Source organism: Roseibium sp. HPY-6, from assembly GCF_040530035.1.
Lineage (GTDB): Bacteria > Pseudomonadota > Alphaproteobacteria > Rhizobiales > Stappiaceae > Roseibium.
The window spans coordinates 1,316,612-1,331,570 of sequence record NZ_JBEWCD010000002.1 but is presented as its reverse complement, the minus strand read 5'-3'; the positions used below and the strand labels follow the sequence as shown (position 1 = coordinate 1,331,570).

Below are 14,959 nucleotides of genomic sequence, written 5' to 3'. Positions count from 1 at the left end.
CTCAGGCGGACTTCGACAAGAGCCACTAATTGTCGCTTAAATCTGCGAGATATGCGCCGTCAGCACATCGATGAAATGCCTAACACGCGGCTCAAGCAATCGCTTGTGCGGATAGAGCGCAATGACCGGAACCGAGCCACAATCCAAATTTGGAAGCACCTGCTCAAGGCGACCAGCCACAAGATCTTCCTCGACCAGCAAATGCGGCAAGAGGGCAATACCAAGCCCGGCCAACGCCGCTTCGCGCAGTGCTTCAGCGCTATCCATCCTGAGCCGCACGCGTCCCTGTACGCGTACGCTCGTGCCATCTTCCTCAAAAATGCGCCATCCTTGCCGGTCCCCCCGGCTGGTGAACTGCATCAGATCATATAGGTCAAGTTGCTCGGCCCGGCCGGGGCGACTGCGATCATTGAAATACGCAGGCGAGGCACACAAAACCGGTTTCAACGTCATAAGCGTTTTTGAGATGAAGCTGGAATCAGGAGAGCTGACACCAACCCGGATGGCGAGATCAAAGCCGCTGTCGATCAGATTGTCGATACGGTCCGAAAAGCCCACCTCGATCCGCATGTCGGGCCAGCGGTGTATGTAGCTTTTCACGACCGGCAGTAACAGCCGACGGCCGACGGCATCCGGAGCGGTGATGCGCAATGTACCCCGCGGGGCGCCGGGTTCAGTGTTGAAGGTTGCATCCGCGGCCTCGATCGCCGCGCGAATTTCCAATCCTTGCCGATAGAGACCTCGTCCTTCGTCGGTCAGTTCGAGCGCCCGGGTTGTCCTGTTTAGGAGCCGAGCACCGTAAGCATCTTCAAGGCGCGCGATTGCCTTGCCTGCAGTTGAACGCGACAGGCCGAATGCCTTACCGCCAGCAACGAAGCTGCCCGCGTCAACCACGGAGAGGAAGACAAGGATGTCATTCACTTTGGAACCGATCATGTCGCCTTTTTAGCGAAAAACGCTCGACAGAGAAACGAAATGAATTCGCCAAAAAAGCAATCCAAAAGAGAACTCCGAACGCTTCCAGGAAAGGGCGAACATGTCATCGCAAATCAGACGCCTCAACCCGCCATCACTCCCAGATGTCCGAAAGGTCGGCTATTCCCAGATCTCGGTTGCCGGTCCCGGCGCCTTGGCTTTTGTGTCCGGACAGGTCGCCTGGTCTGCCGAAAACAGCGCCGTGACCGGCTCTCTTGATGAACAGACCGCCCTCGTCATCAAAAATCTTGAATACGCGCTGGTCGAATTGAATTGCCGCGCAGAGAACATCGTCAATATGCGCGTCTATATGACGGACCTCACACCGGAAACGCAGGCGATTGTCATGCCGCAACTTTTGTCATTCTTAGACGGCGCTCAGCCGAGCCTGACCGGGATCGGCGTTTCCGCATTGGCAGCACCGGAGCTGAAGATAGAAATTGAGATGGTGGTTCAACGGAACGCACAATGAGTCTATCACCCTAGCCCACACGGCACTCTGGCAGGCGCTGCATGTGAGATCCGCTAGCACCCAAGGACCGTCCGGGTACAAAGCAGATGCGACTGTTCCTTCTTGTGCCGGGTTGCCTGAGAGCTTGCGTAAATCCAAGCTTCCGACACCCGGTGCCGAGGAGCAACGGCATCTTCAAAGTTCAATACTGCGCCTTTAGGCAACTGATTTAATTCACCAAATTAATATATAAACGCAAATAAATGCTTCAAAATTAGGAATAATTCTTCCTTTACTATTTCCATGGTGCATAAAAAAGTTGCAAAAAAGATATAAATTTCCACTTTTCCTTATCATTACATGATTTTAACTTAAAAATACTCTCGCACTGCCCCACTTTTCCGAAACTGATGGGATTGGCTCGGGAGTTGGTTGAACTTTGAGGAAAAGAAGCGTCATAAATTCAGACCAGCAGCAGCGCACGCAGGCGGTGACCCTGGATACCGGCCTGGCCTGGCCGGAGGCCTATTTGAACCTGCTTCCCCTGGTAAAAGAGCAACTGGGCGCTGAGGGCACCATTTGCCTCAGCAGGGAATTGCGCGGTGGCAAATCGGGCGCCCAGGTACTCGTTGCGGATGTACACAGCACCCGCTTTACCGGACAGGCTATCCTCAAACTGGACAGGGCCTGGGACCCGGTTCATGGCGGCCAACCGGAACCAAAACTGCTGTCCCAGGCGATTGCCGACGCTCCTGAATTTGCTCAGGAGCATTTGCCAAAACTTCTGTTTTCCGTCGAACACGACAATCAGTTTGCCATTTTGTTGACCATTGCCGGCCGTGGTCTGGAATATGCTTCGCCATGGCCCAATGTCGCATTCGAAGAGCAGCTGCCGGTAATCAAGCAGCTGTCGACCGACCTCTTTTCCAAGTGGAACGGGAACTACAGGCTGAGCGATGGGATCCACTCGCCTCAGGACCTGCTTGCCTCCTGGCTCGGGTACAGACTGGTCACGGGGTCCGGCGGGCGCATTCATCAGTTTCTCACCAGTGAATGCGGTCTTGATGCCGCTACACCCTCCATAACATTCGAGGGGCAGTGGTATCCGAATCCGCTCGCGTTTGCGGACGGTGCCTTCCAGGGCGACGACAGATTGCAAATCCGCGCTGTGAAAGGTCGTTGTCATGGCGATCTTCACGGTATGAACTTGCTTGTTTCCGACGAGCAGCCGGGCTCGCTCGACTATTTTCTAATCGATATGGCCGACTACGGGTCAGACCAGTTTCTCTTTTTCGATCATGCCTATTTCGAGCTTTCGTACTTGCTCGTTGCGCGGGACCAGCAAAACTCCGGCTATTGGGAAGCCCTGTTCGAGCAGCTGAGCCGACGCAACCGGCATGAACAGGGCCGTGGCCTGCAGGCAGATGATCTCGGCCTCATGCAAATCGTGACCTCGTTGCGAGGTGGTATCAATGACTGGATCGAGAAAAACGAACCCGACCGTCTTTCCTTCATGGAAAGCCAGTGCCTTCTGGCACGGGTCGCAGCAGGGCTGAATTTTGCACACAAGAACATTGATCCGCGCCTGCGCCGTATCGCTTTCGTTTATGCGGCTTACAGTCTCAAGGATTATCTGCAACTCAACCGCATCGACTGGCCCAAAGACGGCATGTCGTTTTCGATCGACACTGGCGTGGGTCAGGTCACGCCACGCAAACCGGATCCGGTCCCAACGGGCGTGCCGCCCTCCTCGCCCTCAGCAAATGATGAGCAAAGTGCAGACCCCCGCTCAAAAGCGACAACCGAAAACACAAATACTCTGTCCGGAGGACCGCTCCAAAAGCGATCGTTCATGGAAGAGCTGCGCCGGCGGCATGTCGTCAAGGCTGCGGCAGCCTATATCGTTGTTGCCTGGCTGTGCCTGCAGGTCGCCCTCGTTTTGCAGGCCTCTTTGAGACTGCCCGACTGGACGGACAGTCTTGTTGCGACGCTGCTCACCCTTGGATTTCCAATCGCCTGCATTCTCGCCTGGGCCTATGAACTCAGCCCCACAGGCCTGCAGCGCACAACAGCCGAAAGCGGACTGGACGAACGGCCATCGAAATCGGGTATAGCCTTCAACTACCTGCTTGGTATCGGCGTGCTTCTCATTCTCACGATCTCGGTGGGCAGCCCGATTTATGATCGGGTCTTCCCTGCTACCCAGGACACAACAGTCACAAGCGACCAGGTGTCGATCGCCGTATTGCCGTTTCGAAACCTCAGCCGAGCGGAAGATTCCGACAGTTTCAGCGACGGGTTGACGATCGAGATCATGAGCACTCTGGCAAGGTCAAATCTGTTCCGAGTTCCCGGTCTCAGGTCGTCGTTCAGTTTCAAGGACAAAAACGAAGATCTGCGCGTCATCGGCAGGACACTGGGTGTCGACTACATTCTGGAAGGCAGTGTGAGAACCATCAACAACGACTTCCGCATCGAGGCACAATTGGTCAAGGCTGAAGACGGCTTCCTGATCTGGTCCGGTTTCTTCGACGAATCTCTCGAAGATCTCTTTTCGATCCAGGAAAAAATCGCGTCTGAGGTCGGCGTCGCCCTTGAAACGCCGCTGCAGATCACCGCTGCCTCGCTTGAAGAGGGGCGCACGTCAAACAGCGAAGCCTATGAGCTGTTTTTGAAAGGTATCGGGCTTTATCAGCAGCGCGGTGAAGCGCTTAAGGAAGCGGCTGGCGTTCTGAACGAAGCGGTTCGGCTCGATCCAGACTTCGCGGCCGGATGGGCCGCTCTCTCGCTCGTCTATAATGTCTATCCCAACTACATCAAAACCGAAAACGGGCGACCGGTTTCGACACCAATGATGCTGTCCCAATCGCAAGAATTTGCGCTGAGAGCCAACCTACTCAATCCGCAATTGCCTTTCGTCCAATATGCAATGGCGAACACGTTTCGAAGAAACCGGCAATGGATGCAAGCCGAAGATATGTATCGCGACGCCCTGGAAACGATACCCGACGCTTATGACATTCTGGAAGACTACGCCGAATTGTTGACGATGCTGGGCCGGCATGAACAGGCGATTGCAATGGCCGAGTACATCTCCGAAGCCGATCCGCTCAACAGCGTTTTTGAGTTCCGGCTCCTTGAAGCCAAATGGGCTGCGGATCCCAGTGAAGCGAATGCTGAAGCGCTGGTCAGCTATTTCGAAAAGGACACGCCTCAGCAGGAGCCGATTGCGCGCGCCATCATCGGATACATGATCAAGACAGGACAGACCGACAGGTTGATAGCACTGATCGAGGCGTGCGACACGTGCCAGGCTGACTGGCGCAGCAAGGTTTTGCAGATGATCGATTCGATCGGCAAAGATGCTCCGGAAGAGATTTTTCAGAAATACAAGAATGAGAACTTCATGGGGTATACCCTGCTGGACACGATCGGCGGTCCGGATCTCGCTCTTGAAGCTTATCTCTACTATGCACTTACCCTAAGGCGTTCGGCCGTTTCGTATTCGGTTCCCTGGAGCGTCATCGAAAAGGTTGGCGACAAAGAGCAATTCAAGTTCCTTGTGGAGCAGACCGGACTACTCGAATACTGGCAGCAACGGGGCTGGCCGGACCAATGTGAACCGCGCGCCGGCGACGACCTGACGTGCAGCTGACAGGTGAAAGATGTAGTGACGTTTTGAAGGTTCTGGCCGGGTCATCCCTTACTCCAGCCGTTACAGCTTTCGCATCTCGGCGTAATCGGCATACCCGCGATAAAGGTGCCGGAAATCGAGTTCCGCGTTCGTATTGTCAGCCAGTTGGCGCAATTCGGTTTCAAGGTCGGCGCGGGGTGTGACATGAAACGACTTCAGCCACGAGAACAGAAGCTTCGCAAACCAGCCCGGCAGTCCACCCTGCTGTCCGAAATCGACCACATGGATGCGTCCGTTCTTATTCAGGCGCTCCGCGCCAGCCGAGAGTGCCTCCCGCCAGATCGGGATCATTGAAAGCGTGTAGGAGTAGAAAACACGGTCGAATTCAGGAACGTCCAGCGGCTCCGTCGCAGCCGGGTCGGCAGCGTCTCCCTGAATGAGAATAATGCGCTCGCTCAAACCCGCTTTGGCGATGTTTCGGGACGCTGTCTCCAGCATGTGACTAGAAATATCCAGGCCATAGAACCGAACCCCCGGATAACGCTTTGCCGCCGCGATCAGATTGCGCCCGGTCCCGCATCCCAGTTCCAGCACATGACCGTTTTGCGGCGGCTGCAGTTGCCTGATGAGGTGATCCCTGCCCAGAAGATAATATTTGCGAGTGAAATCATAAAAATGGCGCTGGTACCGATAGACCGCGTCCATCAACTTTGCTGTTTCAACCGCCTCACTCATTGTGGCTACCGTACCGAGATTTAACCGTTGAAGACGTAGAGATGGAAACCGCCATAAATCGACGAACGATCCTGTCGGCCAAGTTCCAGGCTTTCCTCTTCTTCATAGGTCCAGCGGCTCAGGATTTCATCAGCAACACGGCCAGGAAGCAGTGACGGCTCAGCTGCAGTCCGGAAGACCACCCTGCCACCCGGGCGTGCGGTGCGTGTGATCTCGGACCACAGCGCGTTCAGCTGCGCATCTGTCATCCAGTCCTGCGCATCAAGCAGAACATACGCATCCAGACTGTCGTCGCCGGTCGACTGAAGATGTTCCGTAAAGTTACGATTGAGTACCCGGACGCGGCCTGCCCTTTGCCGGATCTCCTCAAAGTGCGTCCGCTTCAGATAGGGCGGCAAGGGACCGGATTCCCCAGCCGGTTCGCCAGACTGCGGCGCATAACCCCGCCCGAAAGCCTGCCAGGCAAAATAGTTGTCTTTCATCGAAAAGTCGCAGGCCAGTTTTTCAAGGCGATCCTTGAGCACTGAGGACATATCGCCATCGGCATTGGCGGAAACGAGCGCGTCATATTGCGCAGGCGGTATGCCGAGACCATAGAGGGACATTTTCTTCGACGTAGCCCAGCGTACCAGGCGTTTGTCAAACAATGGAGCCAGAGCGGTGTCGAAGAATGTACGCTGCTCTTCCAAAGAGCGGGTCTTGACCATGTGCTTGGGATCGATGCCGTAAAGCCGCGCCACCAGATGCCCGACGCCGATGCAATAGCCCAGAAGGCCATGGTGGTAGAGATCCCGCGAAAACAGCGTTATGCGCTTGCGGCCCCAGTTCGCGAGATCACGGCCTTCCCAGTAAGCGATGGTGTCTGTATCCAGGTTGTCCTTGAGAAAACGGTTGTAAGCGGCAACGTTAGCCTTTTCGTCTGCCTCACCGAAAAAACGGTAGAAGGTTTCGTAGTTCGGGAAGTGTTTGGCGGCTGCAAGTTTCAGTCTGCCGAGTGCGACATGGGCGCGGTTCAGATCGACGGCGGTAATCTCTGCCGGATTGGCAGTGAGATAAGACATCACGTTACAGCCACCGGATGCGATGGTGATCATCCGCGATTCCGGCGTCAGGCGCAGTGCCTTCATGTCCACATCCGGGTCTTCCCAGATCTGGGGGTAAACCAGACCCTTGAATGCGAAAGTGAAAAGACGCTCAAGAATGCCTTCACGGGACGTCGCCTCGGAGCGGTGAACCGCATTGCTTAGCCGTTTTTTTGAAGCTGTGAGCGTGCTCTGCGTCATTTTTTTCTCCCGAGTCGCCGCGCGAATGAACTGCCCTGCGATACGTTACAGAGACGACATTTTGGTGACGTTCAGGGGATATTGTGCACTTATCCGGATAATAAAAAACCCCTCGCAATATGCGAGGGGCGTCTTTTGATGTCAGGGGGCAAACCGTTACCGGGTGATGACGACAAAGTCCGTACCCAGACCCGTATTCCGCTTGAAGCTCCGGTCCGTGATCGTCAAAGACGTTCCCGGCGTGAGCATTTTGGAAAGCTCCTTGGCAACCTTTTCCGGCATGTCGATCCGGTTCAGCAGATCGTCCGATTGGCCACCACGCTCGCCTTCGGCTGAGACGGCAATCCACTCGACGGAATTGTCGCCCTGTTCGAAATCAAGCGCCGTGTAGACATGCGTGCCGATTTCCTGATCGATATTCTTGACCGAAACCGGTGCGGAATAGATGTCCGAGAATTTGCGGCGGACACGCAGGATTGCATTGTGCGGCTTTTCGTATCCTGCCTCTTTATGGATACGCGCAACCAGGGCGTCGGTGATCTGGCCGGTCACCGGCAGGTCGGCACCCTCCTGGTAAAGGCGGATCGCGGCACGTGTCTTGCGACCGACGACGCCGTCAACCGGACCGGCATTGTAGCCCATCTGATTGAGAAGGCGCTGCAGTACACGCATCTTGCTCGGAAGCTTTTGCGGCGTGATGATCATCCGCAGCGGGCGATCGAAGTGTGGATTTTCCGGCTGAACGACCGGCAATGCAGCCTGCAGGTTAGCCGGCTGAATAGCTCCGCGCAGCGCAGGATCGGCCTCAATCGTCTTACCTGACAGGCTGGCGATCTCCGTTGCCGGGACATAAGGCTGCGGCAGAATATCGTGCCGGATAGACTGCGGGTTGGCAGCGTCACGCGTTACGACGACGTGCATGCCGCGCTCCGTCATGGAATAGAGCGACTTTGCAAAGGCGCGCGGCAGTCGGATGCAGCCATGCGACGCAGGATACCCGGGCAGCTTGCCAACATGCAGCGCAATACCGGACCATGTCAGCCGCTGCATGAACGGCATCGGCGCATTGTCGTAAAGGTTGGAAAAGTGCTTTCGGCGCTTTTCCAGGATCGAGAACACGCCAGTGGGCGTGCTGTGACCGCGCTTTCCGGAAGAAATCGGCGACACTTCAATCAGGTCGAGGCCGCGATAGACCTTGATCTTTTGTTCGTTGATGGACACCAGCATGTGAAGCGGGGCTTCTCTTGCCGGTTCCTTGGCTTCATCTGAGGCATTGTCGCGGGCGATAGCCGCTGAAACTGTACCTGCTGAAAAGAGTGCGGCGGTTACCAGAAGGCCCATTCCGCGGGTACGCATAACTTGAAACATTTTTGACGACATCCCTGAGCTCTCCAACGCTAAACCCTTAAAGCTCGCAGAAAACTCTACTTAAAACCCTTTTAGATCAGGTTAGGAAACACGGTTACCCGTTGGTTTCCCTCACCCATTTGCAATTTGACATTCGCACCTTAGCCAGCTTCCTGCTGTTATTCACATCACAAATTGTACGGATTGGTTTCAACATCGAAGGCATTCCGGCAGTTTCGAACGAGCATTGTCGTGCACACCGACATGGTGCCGCGACTGGATTCCACGTCTCGGAACGAGAGCTACCAGAGATCAAACACAACGGTCGCTGAAAGCGTCAGGCACAAAGGCAAACCGCACTTTTTGTGCATTCGGCAAACTGCCTTACGACTTCAGTCCATCCTGAAAGACGACCGCTTCACCGCGTGAAGGCGTTGAGAGTTCGCCTTCCCACATCACCCGCTGGCCGCGCACGATGGTGCCGACAGGCCAACCGGTCACTGACTTGCCGTCATAGGGGGTCCAACCACACTTCGATGCGATCCAGTCGTTGCGAATGGTCTCGGTCCGCTTGAGATCGACAACCGTGAAGTCAGCGTCATAACCAACGGCGATCCGGCCCTTGCGAGACGTCTGGAAAAGGCGCGCGGGACCGGCGCTTGTCATATCGACAAACCTGGCGAGGCTCAAACGACCGGCATTCACATGGTCCAGCATGATGGGAACAAGAGTTTGAACTCCTGTCATGCCAGAGGGAGACGCAGGGTAGGGCTTCTGCTTTTCTTCCAGTAGATGCGGTGCGTGGTCGGAGCCGAATATATCAAGGATGCCCTGCTGCAGTCCCCACCAGAGACGCTCGGAATGGCGGGCGGCACGCACAGGCGGGTTCATTTGCACGAGTGTCCCCAGCCGCAAATAAGCCTCGTCCGTCAAGGTGAGGTGGTGAGGTGTTACTTCGATCGACGCGACATCCTTGTGATCGATCAGGTAGTCGACTTCTTCAGCCGTGGAAAGATGGAGAATATGGATCTTTGCACCGGTTTCGCGGGCAATGCTGACAAGCCGCTGCGTGCACTGCAACGCTGCAATCTCGTCGCGCCAGACCGGATGCGAAGTCGGGTCGCCTTCAACCCTTTCGCCTTGACGTTCACGAAGACGGAACTCGTCTTCGGAATGAAAGGCTGCACGGCGCCGGGTGGCCGACAGAATGTCCCGGACCCCGTCGTCGTCCTCTACCAGTAGGTCTCCGGTCGAGGACCCCATGAACACCTTGATCCCGGCCGCAGCAGGTAAACGCTCCAGATCCGGGATGTCCTTCACGTTTTCCCGCGTTCCGCCAACCCAAAATGCAAAATCGCAGTGCATCCTGTGATGGCCCCGGGAAACCTTGTCGGCCAGGGCGCTTTCGTTTGTGGTGAGCGGGTTGGTGTTCGGCATTTCAAACACCGATGTCACGCCACCCATGACCGCCGCGCGTGACCCGGATTCAAGGTCTTCCTTATGGTCCAGGCCCGGTTCGCGGAAGTGAACCTGGGTATCCAGCACCCCCGGCAGGACATGAAGTCCGGTACAGTCAATCGTCTCGCCTGCCTGCGCGGGATCGAAAGTGCCTATCCCCGCAATCCTGCCGTCCCTGACTGCGACATCACGTTGTCCCTCGCCGTCCTGATTGACCACGACTGCACCCTTCAGGATCAGGTCATAGGTGTCGTTCATGGGGTTTCCTCCGGCAATGAAATCGTATGGGGGCGGTCGTATCCCGGCTTATACGCGCCCGATTTGAAAAGGACCAGATGCCCAGCAGGAAATCATGGCCTTGCCGAGCCCCGGCAAAAGACTTATTTCGCCGCATAGACCTGTGCTTTATTCAATCAGCTTTTCGGGAGCTTCTCGTGCCGACCGTTAAAACAGCCCACCTCAGCGACCGAAGCCTGATCCGTGTTGCAGGCGAGGAAGCGCATCACTTTCTGCAGAATCTGGTGACCGCTGACCTTGAAGATACAGATGCAAACGGGGCATCCTCCGCAGCTCTGTTGACCCCGCAAGGGAAAATCCTCTTCGACTTTCTGATCTACAAGGTACCGGACGGGTATCTTCTCGACGCACCGGCCTCAACCGCGAATGATCTCCTCAAGCGCCTGACGTTCTACAGGCTCCGCTCAAAAGTTGAGCTGGAGTTGCTTGGCGACAACACCGGTGTCCACGCAGTCTGGGACGGGACGGTTTCAGCCAACGGCGCCCAGTTGCAAGTTGCTGACCCGCGGCTACCGGATCTTGGTGAGCGCGCTGTTGGACCGGCAGATCTGTTTAATGCAAAAGGCACCGTTGAAATGGTCGGTCTCGAGGATTACGACGCGCACCGCATTGCGTCTGGTGTGCCGGAGGGTCTCAAGGACTACGCGTACTCCGATATCTTTCCGCATGATGCGGACCTCGACCAGCTCGGTGGAGTATCCTTCACAAAGGGCTGTTATGTCGGCCAGGAAGTCGTTTCCAGAGTTCAGCACCGGGGCACGGCGCGCAAGCGGTTTGTTCTTGTTGAAGCTTCCAGCGCTTTGCCGGTCAAAGGGACGCCTGTGATGGCAGGTGGCAAATCAATTGGCGAACTTGGTTCGGCAACCGCTGGCGATGGACGCAACATCGGCCTGGCGCTTCTGCGTCTTGACAAGGCGGCGCAAGCCAAGGACAACGGCACCCCATTCCACTGTGGTGATACTGAAATCCAGATCAGGGTCCCGAGTTGGGCAACGTTTGCCCTGCCGGAGCAAATCGCCGCGGACTGAACCTGCCTATCTTGATTGTTGCCCATGCCACAAAGCCCTTCCGACCAAACACCACGCGCTTGGCAACGCATGCTTTCCGGCCGGCGGCTCAACCTGCTGGATCCATCGCCGCTCGATGTCGAGATCTCCGATATTGCCCACGGGCTCGCGCGGGTGGCGCGCTGGAACGGACAGACATTTGGCGATCACGCATTTTCCGTCGCCGAGCACAGTCTGATTGTCGAAGACATCGCTCTAAAGCTTAAACCGGACCTTTCCGCTGACTGGCGGCTCGCCGTCCTGTTGCACGATGCACCTGAATACGTAATCGGCGATATGATCTCGCCCTTCAAGGCGGTGATCGGAGAGGCCTACAAGGCGGTCGAGGCACGCCTGCAAGCCGCTATCCACCTGCGCTTCGGGCTGCCAGCTGACATTCCGGCTGCGATCAAAAAGCTGGCCAAGCGCGCCGACATTATCTGCGCCTATTTCGAGGCGGTCGAACTTGCAGGTTTCGACCGGGACGAAGCCGGCAGGATATTCGGACGTCCGCGCGGTTTTGCACCCGGCAAGAATGGTGACTTGCACTATGGATTGAAGCCGTTGCCGGTTGCCGTGGCACAGGAAAAGTTCATGCAGCGCTTTGAGGCGATCGAAAAGCTGCGCGAAGCTGGGAACAACCATAAAAGGCAACGCGCAAAAGCGTGACCTTCACCGCAAATACCCCTAGTTTACCGGCAGATACGAATAATCTGGTTCTGCCATGCTGCATGTTTGCTCGCTTTCAAAACTGAACGATACGGTCGCTGCGACCGGTGCAAAATACGTTGTCACTCTGATCAATGCCGAGATGGATGTTCCCACGCCTGCGGGCGTCCAATCGGAAAATCACCTTTTTCTCGCCTTCAACGATATTGTCGAACAGGTGGCAGGACTGACGCCACCGAACGAAAGTCATGTCGAAGACTTGCTGGCTTTTGTCTCGGCATGGGATCAGGAGGCCCCCCTTGTGATACATTGCTGGGCCGGGATCAGCCGCTCAACGGCGGGCGCCTATGCGGCGGCTTGCGCTCTCAGTCGCGAGGCAGATGAATACCGGCTCGCCCACCTGCTGCGCGAAATGTCTCCTTCAGCAACACCCAACGCACGCATCGTTGCGATGGCCGACAAATTGCTTGGCCGCGACGGCCGCATGATCGATGCCATCCGGGGCATCGGGCGCGGCGCAAATGCCTTTGAGGGCACGCCGTTCATCATGCCGATCGAATAGGTTTTCAGGAGCATTCATGCCGAACAGACACGCCAGTATCGAGATCGGTTTGAATGCGGTGGTCGTCTCCGTTTCAGAAGGCGTGCCACAGATCGTGCATGTGACGGACGTTGAAAGCAACGCACTTGACAACCTGCCCTACGGTCCATTCGATCCTATCCATCACCGGACTTTCGAGATCGGTCTCAGGACTTGGGTGGAAAGCCAGACGGCCCTTAGCCTGGGCTACGTGGAACAGCTTTATACATTCGGCGACCGTGGACGGCACAGGGTGAGCGGTGACGAGGGACCGCATGTGGTCTCTGTCGGATACCTGGCACTGACCCGTCAAACGGCAGATTCAGAAAATACCCTGGCACGGCACAAATCCGCCTGGCGCTCGTGGTACGACTATTTTCCCTGGGAGGACTGGCGCAACGGCAGGCCGCCGGTTCTGGACGAGGAGATCCTTCCCGCGCTTGAGGCCTGGACGCTGGAGACGCCACCGGCGGGTGAGCCTCCGAAACCTCTCAGCCGCCGGGAACGTGTGCGCATGGCATTCGGTCTTGAAGTACCCAACTGGGATGAAGAAAGAGCTCTTGAGCGATACGAGCTGCTTTATGAAGCAGGATTGCTTCGCGAGGCCAAACGCGACGGCCGACCGGCGGCCCTGGCAAGGGAAACACTGCCGTTTCTGGGGGTTGCGATGCGCTTCGATCACCGCCGGGTGCTGGCGACAGCGATTTCACGGCTGCGCGGCAAGCTGAAATATCGACCCGTGATCTTCGAACTGATGCCGGAAGTCTTTACTCTGACCGAGCTCCAGACCTCGGTCGAGGCCATATCCGGCCGGCACCTGCACAAGCAGAATTTTCGACGGCTCGTCGAAAACGCGGACTTGGTGGAGCCGACCGGCGCCACATCAACGGCAACCGGCGGGCGCCCGGCTGCCCTCTTCCGGTTCCGCCATCAGTTGATGAGTGAACGCCCTGCACCGGGCCTGAGGGTTGGCGGCCGTTAGGAACTCGTTAAGCAATTGCCCCAGTAAAACTCATGTGATTAAAGCTTAACGCCTTGTTATATTAACCATAACGCCTCTCGGGGTAGAAAAAAATACGCGAAAATGCCTCAAATCCGCTCTCATTAACGGTCTTTCAAGGTTAAGCGCACATTCTGATATCCGGCGCTGCTGTTTACAGAGCGTTAGTGCTTGTCGTCCGGCGCCCAGGCGCGGTGTGTAACGAGTTGGAGTTGGCTGCGTATGTTTGGCCCAGTTTCCCGCAATGGAAAGCGGTTCTCTTCGAAAGTGACACAGATATCTATACCGGCCCGGGAACACTTGCGCCGCCTGAAATACGTGCTTGCTGCGAGCCCCCTGCTCTATTTCGGACTTGGCGGCTCCATCGGCGACCAGGACATTTTCGCACTGATCAATGCACGGCATGACCAGTCTCCGCGCTGGATGATGGCGCTTGAGCCGGCGAACTTTACCACCAGGGTCACGCCAAAGCTGGCACTCGGTACGCCCGTTGTGCCCGACTATACCAACACACCGGTCCTGACACTCACTTCGGCAGAAGAGGGCGTGGAGAAAAGACCGCTCTATGGCCTCGATGACGTTTTTGCGAGTGCACGGCCAAACGATGTCCCGGATGAGATCGCCACGAACAAGGCAGGCAAAGGCAACCGGCTTATAACGGTGGCACCCGACCGCCAGATGGTCGACAGGGCAGCCGGCAATGTCTATGCGATGTCGAGCATTATCTCGAACGAGAAAAAACACGAAGACCTTCCGCGCGTTGCTTTTGTCAAGCCGACGCCACTCGACAGCCAGGAATCGTCCCGCCTGGCGAAGGCCCGTGAAGACGGCCTCCTGGAAGACGGACCGCTTGACCTGCAAAAGGTGATGATGGCCCGCAACGCGGCTGCCGCGAGTTTCTCTCTCGTTTCCGCCTATGCGCCCGATAGAGTCAAGGAAACCAAGGATCCGTTCAACGCGCTCTTCGGAGCAGCAAAATACGAGCAGGAGCTGCCGCCACCGGAAGATCCGAACAACCCGCACTGGTGGGCGCAAAAACCTCTGCCGCTTTCCGTTGGAACCAAGAAAGAACAGCGCTGCCTCGCCGAAGCTATCTACTTCGAAGCGCGCGGTGAAACGGAAGAAGGCCAGGTTGCCGTTGCTCAGGTTGTTCTCAACCGCGTGAAGAACCCGTCCTATCCGAACTCAATTTGTGGCGTTGTTTATCAGAACAAGCACAAGCGCAACCGCTGTCAGTTCTCCTTCGCTTGCGACGGGATCAAGGACCGTATTTCGAGCAAAGGTGCCTGGAAGACGGCACAGCGGCTCGCACGGGAAGTATCTGACGGCAAGCAGTACCTGAAGATGGTCGATGCCTCGACGCATTATCATGCGACATATGTGAGCCCGCGATGGGCACGCTCCATGGCCAAGCGCGGCCAGGTCGGGTTGCATATTTTCTACAAGACGTATGCCGGCGGCTGGAACTGATCCAGCCAGCCTCT

At 56.5% G+C, this 14,959-nt stretch carries 12 protein-coding genes; 7 read left to right on the top strand and 5 right to left on the bottom strand.

What is annotated here, in order from left to right; translation table 11 throughout:
* Window positions 1–36: 36 nt before the first annotated feature.
* The gene (locus tag ABVF61_RS17530) at window positions 37–936 is read right to left on the bottom strand and encodes a LysR family transcriptional regulator (RefSeq protein WP_353994822.1); all 900 of its coding nucleotides are present in this window, start codon (window positions 934–936) and stop codon (window positions 37–39) included.
* 100 nt (window positions 937–1,036) lie between these two features.
* On the opposite strand from ABVF61_RS17530, the gene ABVF61_RS17525 reads away from it, so the two are divergent.
* Together ABVF61_RS17525 and ABVF61_RS17520 are read left to right on the top strand one after the other, a co-directional pair.
* A complete protein-coding gene (locus ABVF61_RS17525) occupies window positions 1,037–1,447 on the top strand; it encodes a RidA family protein (RefSeq protein WP_353994821.1) in 411 nt (136 codons plus the stop codon).
* Window positions 1,448–1,865: 418 nt separating this feature from the next.
* On the top strand, window positions 1,866–5,081 hold the full coding sequence (locus ABVF61_RS17520) for a tetratricopeptide repeat protein (protein WP_353994820.1): 3,216 nt from the start codon (window positions 1,866–1,868) through the stop codon (window positions 5,079–5,081).
* Between the two features lie 60 nt (window positions 5,082–5,141).
* On the opposite strand, the gene ABVF61_RS17515 is transcribed toward ABVF61_RS17520, so the two are convergent.
* The 4 genes from ABVF61_RS17515 to ABVF61_RS17500 form a co-directional block, all read right to left on the bottom strand.
* Window positions 5,142–5,795 (bottom strand): class I SAM-dependent methyltransferase, encoded by a 654-nt coding sequence (locus ABVF61_RS17515; RefSeq protein ID WP_353994819.1) that lies wholly within the window; start codon window positions 5,793–5,795, stop codon window positions 5,142–5,144.
* Between the two features lie 20 nt (window positions 5,796–5,815).
* Window positions 5,816–7,078 carry a BtaA family protein gene (locus ABVF61_RS17510; protein ID WP_353994818.1) on the bottom strand — a complete coding sequence of 421 codons (1,263 nt, stop codon included), beginning with the start codon at window positions 7,076–7,078 and terminating at the stop codon, window positions 5,816–5,818.
* A 156-nt stretch (window positions 7,079–7,234) separates the two neighbouring features.
* On the bottom strand, window positions 7,235–8,446 hold the full coding sequence (locus tag ABVF61_RS17505; RefSeq protein ID WP_353994817.1) for a L,D-transpeptidase: 1,212 nt from the start codon (window positions 8,444–8,446) through the stop codon (window positions 7,235–7,237).
* Between the two features lie 363 nt (window positions 8,447–8,809).
* Window positions 8,810–10,141, bottom strand: coding sequence for a dihydroorotase (locus ABVF61_RS17500; RefSeq protein ID WP_353994816.1), 1,332 nt, complete (start codon window positions 10,139–10,141; stop codon window positions 8,810–8,812).
* Window positions 10,142–10,317: 176 nt separating this feature from the next.
* On the opposite strand from ABVF61_RS17500, the gene ygfZ reads away from it, so the two are divergent.
* The 5 genes from ygfZ to ABVF61_RS17475 all read left to right on the top strand — a co-directional run bounded on the left by ygfZ (window position 10,318) and on the right by ABVF61_RS17475 (window position 14,945).
* On the top strand, window positions 10,318–11,208 hold the full coding sequence (gene ygfZ / locus ABVF61_RS17495) for a CAF17-like 4Fe-4S cluster assembly/insertion protein YgfZ (protein WP_353994815.1): 891 nt from the start codon (window positions 10,318–10,320) through the stop codon (window positions 11,206–11,208).
* A gap of 24 nt (window positions 11,209–11,232) precedes the next feature.
* Window positions 11,233–11,895, top strand: coding sequence for a YfbR-like 5'-deoxynucleotidase (locus ABVF61_RS17490; RefSeq protein WP_353994814.1), 663 nt, complete (start codon window positions 11,233–11,235; stop codon window positions 11,893–11,895).
* 55 nt (window positions 11,896–11,950) lie between these two features.
* A complete protein-coding gene (locus tag ABVF61_RS17485) occupies window positions 11,951–12,457 on the top strand; it encodes a tyrosine phosphatase family protein (protein ID WP_353994813.1) in 507 nt (168 codons plus the stop codon).
* 16 nt (window positions 12,458–12,473) lie between these two features.
* The gene (locus tag ABVF61_RS17480; protein ID WP_353994812.1) at window positions 12,474–13,457 is read left to right on the top strand and encodes an NUDIX hydrolase; all 984 of its coding nucleotides are present in this window, start codon (window positions 12,474–12,476) and stop codon (window positions 13,455–13,457) included.
* Between the two features lie 285 nt (window positions 13,458–13,742).
* Window positions 13,743–14,945 (top strand): cell wall hydrolase, encoded by a 1,203-nt coding sequence (locus ABVF61_RS17475; protein WP_353994811.1) that lies wholly within the window; start codon window positions 13,743–13,745, stop codon window positions 14,943–14,945.
* The last annotated feature ends 14 nt before the right edge of the window (window positions 14,946–14,959 follow it).

Excerpts from the sequence above, each read along its gene's own strand:
- ABVF61_RS17530 (WP_353994822.1), bottom strand. The coding sequence starts at position 936 with ATGATCGGTTCCAAAGTGAATGACATCCTTGTCTTCCTCTCCGTGGTT.
- ABVF61_RS17485 (WP_353994813.1), top strand. The coding sequence starts at position 11,951 with ATGCTGCATGTTTGCTCGCTTTCAAAACTGAACGATACGGTCGCTGCG.
- ABVF61_RS17505 (WP_353994817.1), bottom strand. The coding sequence starts at position 8,446 with ATGTTTCAAGTTATGCGTACCCGCGGAATGGGCCTTCTGGTAACCGCC.
- ABVF61_RS17510 (WP_353994818.1), bottom strand. The coding sequence starts at position 7,078 with ATGACGCAGAGCACGCTCACAGCTTCAAAAAAACGGCTAAGCAATGCG.
- ABVF61_RS17490 (WP_353994814.1), top strand. The coding sequence starts at position 11,233 with ATGCCACAAAGCCCTTCCGACCAAACACCACGCGCTTGGCAACGCATG.
- ABVF61_RS17500 (WP_353994816.1), bottom strand. The coding sequence starts at position 10,141 with ATGAACGACACCTATGACCTGATCCTGAAGGGTGCAGTCGTGGTCAAT.
- ABVF61_RS17525 (WP_353994821.1), top strand. The coding sequence starts at position 1,037 with ATGTCATCGCAAATCAGACGCCTCAACCCGCCATCACTCCCAGATGTC.
- ABVF61_RS17515 (WP_353994819.1), bottom strand. The coding sequence starts at position 5,795 with ATGAGTGAGGCGGTTGAAACAGCAAAGTTGATGGACGCGGTCTATCGG.
- ABVF61_RS17480 (WP_353994812.1), top strand. The coding sequence starts at position 12,474 with ATGCCGAACAGACACGCCAGTATCGAGATCGGTTTGAATGCGGTGGTC.